This window comes from Streptomyces sp. HUAS 31 (genome assembly GCF_028198125.1).
Classification (GTDB): domain Bacteria; phylum Actinomycetota; class Actinomycetes; order Streptomycetales; family Streptomycetaceae; genus Streptomyces; species Streptomyces chartreusis.
In genome coordinates this window covers 6,159,980-6,172,804 of the sequence record NZ_CP116353.1, presented here as the reverse complement: position 1 = coordinate 6,172,804, position 12,825 = coordinate 6,159,980, and the positions used below count along the sequence as shown (strand labels likewise).

General features: G+C 72.3%; 10 protein-coding genes. 2 read left to right on the top strand and 8 right to left on the bottom strand.

From position 1 onward, the window contains the following. Positions 1–2: 2 nt before the first annotated feature. Positions 3–1,145 (bottom strand): hypothetical protein, encoded by a 1,143-nt coding sequence (locus PGH47_RS27625; RefSeq protein WP_271665653.1) that lies wholly within the window; start codon positions 1,143–1,145, stop codon positions 3–5. A 95-nt stretch (positions 1,146–1,240) separates the two neighbouring features. Between PGH47_RS27625 and PGH47_RS27620 the strand changes: the two genes are divergently transcribed. Next, positions 1,241–2,899 (top strand): hypothetical protein, encoded by a 1,659-nt coding sequence (locus PGH47_RS27620; RefSeq protein ID WP_271665652.1) that lies wholly within the window; start codon positions 1,241–1,243, stop codon positions 2,897–2,899. Positions 2,900–2,923: 24 nt separating this feature from the next. Here PGH47_RS27620 and PGH47_RS27615 read toward each other — a convergent pair whose 3' ends face one another. The 6 genes from PGH47_RS27615 to PGH47_RS27590 form a co-directional block, all read right to left on the bottom strand. Then, positions 2,924–5,668, bottom strand: a complete 2,745-nt coding sequence (locus PGH47_RS27615) for a SpoIIE family protein phosphatase (RefSeq protein ID WP_271665651.1) — start codon at positions 5,666–5,668, stop codon at positions 2,924–2,926. Positions 5,669–5,975: 307 nt separating this feature from the next. Further along, positions 5,976–6,407, bottom strand: coding sequence for an ATP-binding protein (locus tag PGH47_RS27610; protein ID WP_271665650.1), 432 nt, complete (start codon positions 6,405–6,407; stop codon positions 5,976–5,978). Positions 6,408–6,505: 98 nt separating this feature from the next. Then, positions 6,506–6,904 (bottom strand): (deoxy)nucleoside triphosphate pyrophosphohydrolase, encoded by a 399-nt coding sequence (locus tag PGH47_RS27605; RefSeq protein WP_271665649.1) that lies wholly within the window; start codon positions 6,902–6,904, stop codon positions 6,506–6,508. A gap of 30 nt (positions 6,905–6,934) precedes the next feature. Next, positions 6,935–7,126 carry an SPOR domain-containing protein gene (locus PGH47_RS27600; RefSeq protein ID WP_030967771.1) on the bottom strand — a complete coding sequence of 64 codons (192 nt, stop codon included), beginning with the start codon at positions 7,124–7,126 and terminating at the stop codon, positions 6,935–6,937. Positions 7,127–7,477: 351 nt separating this feature from the next. Then, a complete protein-coding gene (locus PGH47_RS27595; protein ID WP_271665648.1) occupies positions 7,478–8,230 on the bottom strand; it encodes a GntR family transcriptional regulator in 753 nt (250 codons plus the stop codon). Positions 8,231–8,389: 159 nt separating this feature from the next. Then, positions 8,390–9,619: a DUF4190 domain-containing protein gene (locus PGH47_RS27590; protein WP_271665647.1), complete on the bottom strand. Its 1,230-nt coding sequence runs from the start codon at positions 9,617–9,619 to the stop codon at positions 8,390–8,392. A gap of 80 nt (positions 9,620–9,699) precedes the next feature. On the opposite strand from PGH47_RS27590, the gene PGH47_RS27585 reads away from it, so the two are divergent. Continuing rightward, positions 9,700–10,908, top strand: a complete 1,209-nt coding sequence (locus PGH47_RS27585; RefSeq protein WP_271665646.1) for a serpin family protein — start codon at positions 9,700–9,702, stop codon at positions 10,906–10,908. Between the two features lie 54 nt (positions 10,909–10,962). Here the strand turns inward: PGH47_RS27585 and PGH47_RS27580 are convergent, their stop codons facing one another. Further along, positions 10,963–12,540: a S8 family peptidase gene (locus PGH47_RS27580; RefSeq protein WP_271665645.1), complete on the bottom strand. Its 1,578-nt coding sequence runs from the start codon at positions 12,538–12,540 to the stop codon at positions 10,963–10,965. Between the last annotated feature and the right edge of the window lie 285 nt (positions 12,541–12,825).

Sequence of the window (12,825 nt, the reverse complement as noted above, 5' to 3'; positions counted from 1 at the left end):
TCTCAGCGGACCCAGCCCTCTTCGTACGCCGTCCAGTCGCCCTCTGTCGCCGCGAAGTCGACGTAGAGGGCGACGCCGAAGGCGGCCCGGTCGGCGTCCGTGCGGGACAGGCCGAGGCGCACGCCGCGGACGGCCGCGGGGACGGTCTCGGCGGCCGCCCGGTGGCCGATCGTGTTGTCGTGGAAGAACGGCAGGCCCATCAGCAGGTCGGTGCCGGGCGGGGTGACCTCCAGGGCGAGTGACGTCTGCTGGGCGACATAGCCGCCGTACAGGCTCTGAAGCGGCGTGGCCGTGTCGTACGACATCACCGCGATCTGGTCGACACGGCGTGCCACCTCGCCGAAGAACTCCTGCGACCACCACTTGGGGTGACCGGTGAGGGCGCCGGCGACGGAGTGGATCGCCGGGAGCGGGTCGATCTGGTGCGCGGCGACCGAGAGCGGGGCGTCGTGTGCGCGGGTGAGCCTGTGCAGGGCGTCGAGGAGGGTGAGGTAGTTCCGGTCGCCCGAGTGGAGGGGTTCGAGGTCGAAGTGGGCGCCGTCGAACCCGGTGGCGAGGATCCGGCGGGTGGAGTCGACGACCGCCTCGCGGGTCGCCGGGCGGCTCAGGCGCAGGCCGTCGTCGTCCTCGGTCGCCAGCTTGTCGCCGAGCCACGCCTGGACCCGGACGGCGGGGATCTCCCGGTGCACGGCCGCTATGAGCCAGCGGGCTCTCGGGTACGCCGAGGCGGGAAGGGTCCCGTCGTGTTCGAGTGGGCCGGCGTGGACGTAGAGGTCACGGATGCCGGTGCCTTGCAGGCGGCGGGCCAGGGCCTCGACGTCGGCGTCCTTCTTGCGGCCGTCGACCCAGGCGTGGCCGAGCCAGATGGCGTCCCGGTTTCTGGTGTGGGTGCCTTCCGCGAGGTCGCCGGTGTAGTTCAGGCGCAGGGCGAGCGCGGCGCCGAGGACGGGGACGACGAGGAGCAGGGCGAGGGCGAGGGCGGTGCGGCGCAGGAGGCGACGGCGACGGGCACGGCGTTCGGCGTCCGTGCGCCGCCCGGCCGGGGCTTCGCTCTCGTCTCCGGCCTCGACCTCGGCCGGGACGGAACCCTCCTGCTCGGCGGGCCCGGGGTCGGTGGTCGGTTGCTCGCTCCGCTGTCGGTCCATCGCCGGGTCCCCTCATCCGTCGTCCTGTGTCCCTCCACACCACCCTGGACGCATCCCGGTCGCGCGGGGGCATTGCTGCTCATACGCTCCGAAATGTGACGTCATCCTTGATCCGGGGCCGGCCGCGGCGTGGGCGCTCGCACATATCCGTGCGGGTGGCGCACGCCGTGGTCGGCGGTCTGGTCGGGGTGGTGTGGCTGGTGTTGCCCGGCATGACGATCAACGGCGGGGGCGCGGTTGCGGGCGGGGCGCAACGGCCCGTCGCAGGGGCGATGGAGCAGGGGGAGGGCGCGGGGAACGCGCAGGACGGGGAGACCTCCGCCACCGATCTCGTGCTGCCCGTGGCGGTCCTGGCCGCCACGGGCCTCATGGCGAGCTACGGGTTCCTGCGGCGCAGACGGCGGGCGCGGGACCGTACGACTCCCTCGGGGGCGCAGGTCCAGGCCGCGGAGCCGCCCGCCGCCGAGCTCGACGAGCGGGCGCGGACCGCGCTGGTGGAGGCCGACGACTCGGTGCGGGTCAGCGCGGAGGAGCTGGCGTTCGTCGTGGGGCGGTTCGGGGTGGGGGACGCCGAGCACGTGGAGCCGTTCACCCGGGTTCTGCGGGACGCGCGGGGCGAGTTGGCGGTCGCGTTCCGGATGCGGTGGCAGTACGAGGACGGGGTGCCTCAGGAGCCGGCGGCCCGTCGGCATGCGCTGGCGGGGATCGTCGGGCGGTGCGAGGAAGTGGGGCGGCTGCTGGACGGACAGGCCGCCGCGTTCGACCAGTCGCGCGGGCTGGAGGAGGGGCTGGGCGGCGGTCTGGGGCATGCCCTGGTCGTCGCCGAGGGCAGGTTCCGGGAGCTGACCTGGCGGACCGGGGCCGCGGGGACGGCACTGAGCGAGCTCGGCGAGCGGTTCGCCGCCTCCGCGACCACCGCCGTCGCGGGCCATGTCGAGCAGGCCAAGGACCGGCTGGTGTTCGCCACGACACAGCTCAACCACGCCCGCCAGGCGGCCGACTTGGGCGAAAACGAACGTGCCGGGGGCCGGCTGCGCGCCGCCGAGGGCGCCATCGCCCAGGCGGCCGTCCTCATCGACGGCATCGAGCGGCTCGCCGGGGAGCTCTCGACCGCCGCGGCGATGGTCCCGGCCGCGCTGACCGGCAGCGAGGTGGAGATCGCGGGGGCGCGGGAGCCGGCGCCGGCGGGTGCCCCGTACGCCGACATCCCGGCCGGTGAACTGCGCTCCCGGGTCGCCCACGCCGACGCCACCCTGGCCGGCGTGCGCGAGGAGCTGGCCTCGGGGCGGCGGTACGACCCGCTGGACCTGCTGCGGCGGATCGTGCGGGGTGTCGCGCCCGTCGTGGCGGGGCGGGCCGGGGTGCTCCCGGCGGCCGCGGCGGTGTGCGCCCGCAGTGCGGTCGGCGGTGCGGACGACGTCGTCGCGACGCACCGGGCCGCGGTGGGCGGCGAGGCGCGCACCCGGCTGGCCGAGGCACGGCGACTGCTCGCTCCCCCGGTGCCCGCACCGGCGGGGCGGGGGCCGCGTGAGGTACTCGCCGACCTCGTCTCCGCCGACACCCTGGGCCGGCAGGCCCACGAACTGGCCGAACAGGACGTCCGCCTGCACGGCCACCCCGCCGACGGCCCGGGCCACGACATCAGCGGTCTGACCGGAGCGGTCCTGGGCGGCGTCCTGCTGCCCGCCGACGGCCCGGCCCCCAGCTTCGGCGGCCCGCGCACCCGGGCACGCCGCCCGGCGGCAGCCGGCTGACGTCCGGGACCGCCGGGGGGCGGCTCAGAACAGGCTCAGCAACGCCTCCGCCGGGTCCGTCAGGCCGTGCTCGCCGTCCGGCAGGGGCAGTTCGAACCACACCGTCTTGCCGCGGGGGGTGCGTCGGGAGCCCCAGGCCGCGCTGAGCAGGCCGACCAGTTGGAGGCCACGGCCGCCCTCGTCCGTGTCGCGGGCGCGGCGGCGGCGGGGCTGGACCAGGCCGGAGTCCCAGACCTCGCAGACCAGGGTGCGGTCCAGGAGGAGGCGCAGTCTGATCTCGCCCTCGCCGTAGCGCAGGGCGTTGGTGACCAGTTCGCTGACGAGGAGTTCCGTGGTGTCGACCAGGGGTTCGAGGTCCCAGGACAGCAGCCGGCCGCGGGCGTACTCGCGGGCCCGGCCCACGCTGCGGGGCTCGCGCGGCAGGGTCCAGTCGCCGACCGAGTCGGCGGGCAGCCCCTGGACACGTGCCATCAGCAACGCGATGTCGTCCTCGCCGTGGTGGGTGTCGAGGGTGTTGAGGACGTGGTCGCAGACGTCCTCCAATGGCTCGGAGGGGTCGGTCAGCGCGCCGACGAAGGCCTGGAGGCCCTCGTCCAGGGGATGGTCGCGGGACTCGACGAGTCCATCCGTGTAGAGCGCCAGCAGCGCGCCCTCCGCCAGCTCGACCTCGACCTCCTCGAACGGCTCCCCGCCCACGCCGAGCGGCATACCCGGCGGCACGTCGAGCATCAGCGCCGCCTCGCCGGGCTCGACGAGGACCGGCGGCAGATGTCCGGCGTTGGCGAAGGTGCAGCGGCGTGTGACGGAGTCGTAGACCGCGTACACACAGGTCGCGAGGTACACCTCGGACAGGTCCGCCTCGCGGGGCCGGCGGGCGGCGCGGGTGGCCTGCTGGACGCCGCCGGGTGCGCCGAGGCCGCGGGCGATCTCGTCCAGGGCGGAGAGGACCTCGGCGGGTTCGAGGTCCAGCAGGGCCAGCGTGCGCACGGCGGAGCGCAGTTCGCCCATCGCCACGGCGGCACGGAGACCGCGGCCCATCACGTCGCCCACCACCAACGCCGTGCGGTGGCCGGGCAGTTCGATGACGTCGAACCAGTCGCCGCCCACCTCGCTGGGCCGGTCGGACGAGGAGTCGCCGGGCAGATAGCGGCAGGCGATGTCCAGGCCGGAGGCGACGGGGTCCCCCGGCGGCAGCAGCGACCGCTGCAGTATCAGCGCCCGCTCGTGCTCGCGCCGGTACAGCCGCGCGTTGTCGATGCAGACCGCGGCCCGCGCGGCGAGTTCGACCGCCAGGTCCCGGTCCCGGTCCCCGAACGGCTCGCTGCCCTTGGTCCGCGCGAACTGAGCCAGTCCTACGACCGTGTCGTGGGCGACCATCGGCACGGCGAGCGTGGACTGGACGAGCCCGCCCTCCTCGCCGGGCACGTGCTGCGGCCGGGCGGTGCGCAGGGCGTCCGCGCAGGGCGAGTTGAAGGGGTAGTGGTGGACGGCGCCGACCGCGACGGGTGCGCCGTCGCCGACGAAGGGCGCGTCGGAGACCGCGCTGGCGAAGGCGACCCGGCGCAGTTCCGCGCTGCCGTCGGCGAGGCCGGGCGGGGCCTCGTCGCCGGCCAGCAGCCCTTGGTAGAGGTCGACCGTGGCGAGGTCGCAGAAGCCGGGGACGACGACGTCGAGGAGTTCTCGGGCTGTGGTCTCCAGGTCGAGGGAGTTGCCTATGCGGGCGCCGGCCTCGTTCAGCAGGGCGAGGTTGCGCCGGGCGGCGGCGGCCTCGCGGGCGGCGGCGCGGCGCGCGGTGATGTCGATTCCGAGCCAGGCGATGCCGATGGGGCGGCCGCTGCCGCTGTGCACCCGGTAGAGGTTGACGGACCAGTGCCGGCGCTCGTCGGAACCCGGCAGAAAGCCGGTGACATGCATGTCCGTGATGGAGTCGCCGCTCTCCAGGACCCGGCGCAGGGTGGCCGAGACGCGCTCGGCCTCGGGGCGCGACAGATAGTCGTGGACGTCCTTGCCGCGGTGGTCGTCGGGCCGTCCGCCGAACAGTGAGGCGAACCGCTGATTGGCGCGCCGCACCCGCAGATCGGGGTCGATCAGCAGGAACCCGAAGGGAGATTGACCGAAAATCGCCTGAGAGGCGGCGAGGTCGGTCTCCATCCGGCGCAGGGTGCGCACGTCGACGACGATGCACACGGCGGCCCGCTCGCCGTCCTCGGTCTGCGTCGGCATGACGTAGACCTCGGCGAGGCCGTCCTCACCGGGCCGGCCGTCGGCGTCGTCGGGCACGCGGAAGGGGACCACGCCGGTCCACTCCCGCCCGTCCAGGATCTCCGCCATCTTGCGCTGGCCCTGCTCGCGCAGGTCCGGGTCGACGAACGCCTCGATGGGGTCCATGCCGACGGCACGCCCGGCGGGGATGCCGAAGATCTGCTCGGCGCGCAGGCTCCACTGGTCGACCAGGCCGTCGGGGCCGATGGAGAAAGACGCGACCTTGATGTAGTCGTAGATCGAGCCGGGCGGACTGCTCTGCCAGACGGGGTCGCCGGGCCGGGTCTCGTCGAACGCGAACACCGGGCCGGATTCCCGCCGGTCGCTGGAGCCTTGCCCGTCACGGGAGTTCGATACGTCGCCGGAGTTCTGTGGGTCCTGAGAGGCCCGTGTGTCCTGAGAGGCTTGCGAGGATCGTGTGCCGCCGGACCGCTGTCCCGCGGCCCTCGTCCTCGCGCCGTCCGACGGGTCCTCGGACTCCGTGGCCTTCGCTGGTATCTCGCTCACGCGAACCGTCCCCTCCAGCTCACCGCGTCCGGCACCGGTCACCGGCGGCGGCTGCCCGCAGTATCCAGCACTACGGCCCCGCACAACACGGTGTTCACGATCACAGCACGGTCCCGATGGTTTTCGGTCCCGGCCGCAGAAACACTTCCAGACTTCTAACCAGCGGACACGCAGTCGAACCACCCTGATCTGCAACTGCCACTGGCCTGAACCATCCGTTCGACAGGGCAAGAGGGGGCGTACACCGTGATGGACGGCTACTGACGGGTTGTACAGGGCCCGGGAGCACCGCGCGAAACCCGCGAGGTCAGTCCGGCACCGCGAGCTCGAACCACACCGTCTTGCCCGTGTTCCGCCCGGGTCTGGTGCCCCAGCGGCGCGAGGAGTGCGCCACCAGCTGGAGGCCGCGGCCGCTCTCGTCCTCCAGGTGGGCGACGCGTTCGCGGGGCGGGTCCGGAAGGGGGTCGGAGACCTCGACCAGAAGGACGTCACCGAGACGGACGGGGCGCACCAGCCGTACGCCGATGGGGCCGGTGGCGTGCCGCAGGGAGTTGGTCACCAGTTCGCTGACCAGCAGGGCCGCGATGTCGGCGAGGCTGTCGAGCCCCCAGTCGCGCAGCCTGTTCCGAACGGCGACTCGGGCCGCGCGCACGGCGCCGGCCTCCGCGGGGAAGCTCCACTCGGCACAGTCGCCTTCGGTGTCGATCACGCCGATCACTTCCCAGGCCAATGGATTCACCCGTGTCCGGTTTCGCAGGGTTAATGACCACATACCCGATATTCATGGGGCGGTACCGCGCGAAACGTAGAGGACACGTCAGGAATCCGGGAAGTTCCTCAGGACCAGAGCCGCGCCGCCACCTCGCGGACCGCAGGTACATCCTGGTCCAGCCAGTCCACGTCCCAGAGTTCCCCGGGACCCAGCCAGCGCAGCTCGTCGTGGTCCTCCAGGGGCCCCGGTTCACCCGTTCCGGGGAGCAGACGGGCCGTCCACACATGCAGGACGTAGGGGGATTTCAGGGGCCATGCCCCCGGTACGCGCTCGATCACCTCGGTGTCCACACCGAGTTCCTCGCGCAGCTCGCGTACGAGCGCCGCCTCGGGCGTCTCGCCGGGCTCGACCTTGCCGCCGGGCAACTCCCAGCGCCCGGCGAGCTCCTCGGGCGCGCTGCGGCGCGCGGCGAGAAGGCGCTCTCCGTCCAGCAGGGCGGCGCCGACCACGATCCGTTCCGTCATGCGCCGGAGCCTACGGGAGCTCAGGGGGAGTCAGTTGTCCGCGCTGTCGCCGTTCTGCGCGATCCGCTCGACCCAGTACAACTGCTTGTGGCCGCGGCTGTCGAGGCTGTCCGCGATCTTCTGGGCCTCGGCCCGGGTCGCGTATCGGCCCACGCGATAGCGATTGCCGTTGTCGTCCTGCCGGACGACGAGCCAGGGAAGAGTGATCGTGCTGTCGTTCATCGCGCCCCACCGCCCCTTCCCGCCTCCCGCCGCCCGGGTACCGCTCGCGGCGTGTGCCGTGCCCCGCCCGCTAAGGAAACCGCAATCCGCATATGCCCGAGCCTACGCCTAACCTTTACGCAGCGAATACGCCTTTTCACAAAGAGGTACGCAACCAGCCAAGTCGTAGGGGGCGCACGGCATCGAACGCGCCGTGCGGGGACCTCGGTGCTTCCGGTCGCAGACATGCCACGCACGCCGGTGGCGACCTGCGAGAACGGCCAGATTCCAACGGCTGCGGAAGGGGCGGGAGTTGAGGTTCGGCCGGCGGCAACTGCGGTGCAGGTGTGCGCTACCTCACCAATGGGCGCTCTACTTCACCGGTAGGTGGTACGAGACCCGGTAACGGTCGGCGGGGACGACCACGTCCGCCGTCTCCACCGGACGGCCCGACGCGTAGTAGGTGCGCTGGATGACGAGGACCACGTGGCCGGGGACGCCGCCCAGCGCCAGCAGTTCCTCCGCGAGGCCGGGGCGCGCGCCCACTTCCTCGGTCACGTTGTCCACGACGACGTCGATGGCGGCCATCCGCTCGACGACGCCCATGCCGCCGAGCGGGCCCTCCTCGGGCAGCATCACGGGGGTGCGGCCGGTGACGGCCAGGGGCTCCCAGGAGGTCGACAGCATCATCGCCTCGCCGGCGTCCCGGAAGAGATAGCGGGTGCACATCACGCGGTCGCCGGGCCGGATGGCGAGCCGCTCGGCGACTGCGCCGCTGGCCTCGGCCTGCTCGCTCCTGGACTCCCAGGTGCCGCGCACCTCGCCGTCGGCCTGCTCCTGACGGAACGGCGTGGCGCCGTTCGGCGGGCGGAAGCCGGAGCGGGCGACCCTGCGGGGCACGGGGCGCTCCCGCACATAGGTCCCGGAGCCGGAGCGGCCCTCGACCAGACCTTCGGCCATCAGCACCTTGCGGGCCTCCAGCGCGACGGTGTCCGAGACGCCGTACTCCTCGCGGATCCTGGCCTGGGACGGGAGGCGGGTGTGCGGTGGCAGTGAACCGTCGACGATCTTCTTGCGGAGATCACCCGCGACGCGCAGGTACGCCGGCTGCTCACCGAAAGTCACTGGCCGCTCCCATCAGGTTGTACAGACAGCAACAGCCTGGCAACCATGAGTTGTCTCACGCAAGCAAAGGCCAGAGAATCACTCGATGTGATGACTTGTGCCCCCCGGGGGCTTTACGCAGGCACTTTCTCCCCGTTATAGCCGCGCTCACACCTCGGTTCAGACATCGATACCGCCGGCACCGGCGCTCTCCTCGCCGCCGGAGGAGTCGTCCTCGTACATCGGCACGGTGGTGTCCAGGCCCAGAGCCTCGCGCGCGGTGACCGTCGTGGGGCCGTCGATGTATTCGTACCCGTTGTCGTAGTGCGCGTAGTACGTGTCCGCGTCCTTCGCCGCTGCCGCCTTCGCCCACTCCTTGCGGGCGTCCTCCATCTCGTCGATCAGGTCGGTGACCGGCTGCTCGGTGTCCCCCTCCCAGCGGTGCCCGCGCAGTTCGTCGATCTGTTCGCCGAGGACGGCGTGCACGTCCTTCGCCCAGGCCCGGTTGGCCGCCAGGTCCTCCTCGGGGTACTCCTCGGGTTCCTCGTACAGGGTGACGTCGACGGCGTTGACGGCGGTGAGGAAGGCGACCTGATCGGCGTCGAGCATCGACGCGTCGTTGTGCAGGGAACCGGTCAGCTTGCCGTTGTCCTTGGTACTGCCGAACATGCAGGTGATCGCGCGGTCGCCGAAGCGCCAGCTCTCCCGTGACGGGACGAAGTAGTACACGGCCGCGTCGTCCGGCAGGGCCCAGGGGTCCATGGCGTAACGGTCCTGGAGCCCGAAGCACTTGTCGTCCGCGATCCGGGACATCTCGTCGTCACCGGGGTAGGACGGGTAGGTGTTGTCGGGCAGCCCGAGGATCGCGAAGACCTCGGCCTCGTGCGCACCGGAGCACGGCACCTCGTCGATGTCGTAGGTCTCGCCCTCCAGGTCGCCGCCCGGCGAGTCGAAGCAGTCGCCCGTTTCGAGCGAGTAGGCGGTGCCCTCGCCGCCCGCCGCCTCCCGGAAGCCGTCCCAGAAGTCGGAGGCACCGCCCGTGGACAGTGCCAGCGCCCACAGCACGAGTCCGACGGAGGACAGGACGCAGCCGGCGATCGCCATGCCCTTGCCGCGCTCGCCCCGCTTCTTGATCTGCGCCAGCGCTATCAGTCCCAGCACCAGACCCACGGCCGGCACGAAGCAGAGGATGCCGAGGACGAGGGCACCGATGGCGACGCCGTTGACGGGCACGGGGCGGCCGTACGGGCCGTAGGCGCCGTAGGGGTGGTACGCGTACAGCCCCTGGGCACCGGGCACGCCATGGCCGTACGGCGACGGCGGTGCGTACGGCCCCTGCGCGGACGGCCCCTGGGCCGGCTCCGGGGACCCTTGTGGCTGGTGAGGTCCGGGAGGCGGAGGTATGGACACGAGTACCGTGCTCCTGGTTCAGGCGGTGGGAACGGGCGTACGACTGGGCGAATGGTAAGCGGGGAACGAGGGGGATTGTCATGCCGGTTACGAATGCCACGATCCGGGCGGTGAACGAGCTGACCGCGCGCTGGGCGCAGGCGTCGGACCCCGCCGCGGGCGACGGCACCGTCTTCTCGGCGGTGGGCGTGTGGCCGCTGCTCGCCTTCCTGGCGGACGGCGCGGACGGCCCGGCACGGACGGAACTGGCCGACGCGGTCGGCCTCCCGGCGGGTGGGGCGGCGGGCGCGGCACGGGAGTTGCTCGGCGCGGCGGGCACGATGCGGGGGCTGGACTCGGCGCTCGGGATCTGGACGAAGCGGACGCTTCAGCTGCGGGAGCGCTGGGAGGCGGGGCTGCCGGCCGAGGCGCACGGCGTGCTCACGGGGGATCCGGCGGCCGACAAGGGGGCGTTGGACGCGTGGGCGGCGAAGCGGACGGGCGGGCTGATCGGGGAGATGCCCGTCGCGCTGGAGACGGACACCGAGATGGTGCTGGCGAGCGCGCTGGCGATGCGGACGAACTGGCTCCGGCGCTTCCGGGACTTTCCGATGACGCCGGAGACCGGACCGTGGGCCGACCGGCGGCTGGTCGGCCTGTACCGGCAGAGCGAGCTGCTGGATCGGGTCGGGGTCGCAGACACGCCCGAGGGGCACGTCACCGAGCTGCGCGTGCTGGGCGACAACGCGATCGACGTCCATCTGCTGCTGGGCGAGGAGGGGATGACGCGGGGGCAGGTGCTGAGGGCCGGGGTGGACGTCCTGGCGCGCAGGCTTCCCGTGGTGTCGGGGCCGCGGCTGCCCTACGGGGAGGTGGGACCGGGCCTGCGGGTGGTGAGGAAGCGCAGTGAACGGCCCCTGCCGCCGACCCTGGACGTGACCACGGCGGCGTTCGACCTGCGCGCGCACCACGACCTGCTCGCGCTGCACCGCGTCTTCGGCCTCACCACGGCGAGGGACGTCGGCCGCGGCCACTTCCCCGGCATCAGCGGCTTCCCGCTGGCCGTCGGGTCGGCCCGGCAGTCCGCCACGGCGCAGTTCGGCGCAGTGGGCTTCCGCGCGGCCGCGGTGACGGCGTTCGGCTTCCCGGCGGGCGGTGTACCGCAGCTCCGCTGGGTGACCACGAGCGTCCGGGCCGTCTTCGACCGCCCCTTCGGCTTCCTCGCCCTGCACCGCCACACACGCCTGGTCCTCGCGGCGGGCTGGGTCAGCGACCCTGAGCCGTACCGCGAGGACGAGGAGCTCTACTGATCGCCGGTTCGGCCGCCTCCTTCACAACTGGCGGCCGTGCGCGGCACTACCCGCTCAGAACTGGAGCGCCCAGGCGTCGATCCGCCCGGTGTCCAGGTTCGCGTTGTCGCTGACGCGGAGCTTCCACGTGCCGTTGGCGGCCTCCGAGGAGGCGTTCACCGAGTACGTGGTGTCGATGTTGTCCGAACTGCCGCCGGTGCCGTACGACTTCAGCGTGTACGCCGTTCCGTCGGGGGCGATCAGCTGGACCTGGAGGTCGCCGATGTAGGTGTGGACGATGTGGACCTCGACGGCCAGGGCCGAGGGGGCGTTGCCGGACACGCCGGAGACCGTCACCGGGGACTCGACGGTGGAGTTGTCGGCGATGGCGTAGTCACCGGTGTTCTCGAAGCGCGGGCCCGGCGGGGTGGTCGTGCCGCCGCCGACGTAGAGCAGCCGGTTGGGCGAGCCGGTGCCCGGGCTGGTGACGACGCCGGTGGTGGCGGCGGACGTCAGGGCCGAGGAGACCTGGGCCGGGGTCGAGGTCGGGTGGTCGGCGAGGTAGAGCGCCGCCGCGCCGGCGACGTGCGGGGTCGCCATCGACGTACCGGAGATGGTGTTGGTCGCCGAGTCGCCGGAGTTCCAGGCCGAGGTGATGGACGAACCCGGCGCGAACAGGTCGAGCACCGAGCCGTAGTTGGAGTAGCTGGCCTTGGCGTCGGTCGAGGTGGTCGCGCCGACCGTGATGGCCTCGGTGACGCGTGCGGGGGACCTGGTTGAGGCGTTGGTCGTCTCGTTGCCGGCCGCGACGGCGAAGGTGACGCCGGAGGCGATGGCGTTGCGCACGGCCGTGTCGAGGGCGGTGTCGGCGCCGCCGCCGAGGGACATGTTGGCGACGGCCGGCTTGACGGCGTTCTGCGCGACCCAGTCGATGCCGGCGACGACCTGGGCGGTCGTGCCGGAACCGGAGTTGTTCAGCACGCGCACGCCGACGACCTTGGCCTTCTTGGCGACACCGTAGGCGTTGCCCGCGACCGTGCCGGCGACGTGCGTGCCGTGGCCGTTGCCGTCCTGGGCGGTGTTGTCGTTGTCGATGGCGTCGTAGCCGTAGGAGGCACGGCCGCCGAAGTCGCCGTGGGTGATGCGGACGCCGGTGTCGATGACGTACGCGGTCACACCCTGCCCGGCGGAGTCCGGGTAGGTGTAGGAGCTGTTCAGCGGCAGGTTCTTCTGGTCGATGCGGTCCAGACCCCAGGAGGGCGGGTTGGTCTGGGTGGCGTCGATGCTGAACGTGCGGTTCTGCACGACGGAGGCGACCGCCGGGTCGGCGGCGAGCCGCTTCGCCTCGGTCGCGGAGGCCTCGATCGCGTAGCCGTTCAGGGCCTTCCTGTACGTCCGCTCGATGCCGGCGCCGTACCGCTCGACGAGGGCGCGGCCGGCCTGGGAGCCGGAGCGGGCGTGGTCCGCCCGGAGCGTCACGATGTAGCTGTCGGCGACGGCGTTCGCCGCCCCGGCGTACTGGACGCGGCCCTCGGGGGCGGCCGCTGCGGGGAGCGCGGAGACGAGGCTCGCGGCGAGCGCCGCCGTGGCCGTGAGGCTGAGGGCGGCGAGTCTTCGCCTGCTGTCTCTGCGGGAGTTACGCATCACTGCCATCTGAGGGATCCTCCTCAATCGGTGGTGCGTCGGTGGGGGGAGCACGGGCCGAGAAGGAATGTGAATGTGAATTTGGGCAGGAACATGTCAAATTCCTGTGTCGCACCTGTGCGCCAGCGAAAGATTGAGGGCTCCACAGGAATTACACAAGGGCCCTGCACGGCGAACCTGACGCGCCTTCAGCGCAGGCGAGGCGCCGCCAGGTATGCCGGGCGGTGAGTGCGCGGAGAGTCGGGGCAGGTCTTCGCCCTGCACAGCGGGATCGAGCTGCTGTGCAGGGCGGTT

Excerpts from the sequence above, each read along its gene's own strand:
- PGH47_RS27625 (WP_271665653.1), bottom strand. The coding sequence starts at position 1,145 with ATGGACCGACAGCGGAGCGAGCAACCGACCACCGACCCCGGGCCCGCC.
- PGH47_RS27605 (WP_271665649.1), bottom strand. The coding sequence starts at position 6,904 with ATGACGGAACGGATCGTGGTCGGCGCCGCCCTGCTGGACGGAGAGCGC.
- PGH47_RS27600 (WP_030967771.1), bottom strand. The coding sequence starts at position 7,126 with ATGAACGACAGCACGATCACTCTTCCCTGGCTCGTCGTCCGGCAGGAC.
- PGH47_RS27585 (WP_271665646.1), top strand. The coding sequence starts at position 9,700 with ATGCCGGTTACGAATGCCACGATCCGGGCGGTGAACGAGCTGACCGCG.
- PGH47_RS27580 (WP_271665645.1), bottom strand. The coding sequence starts at position 12,540 with ATGGCAGTGATGCGTAACTCCCGCAGAGACAGCAGGCGAAGACTCGCC.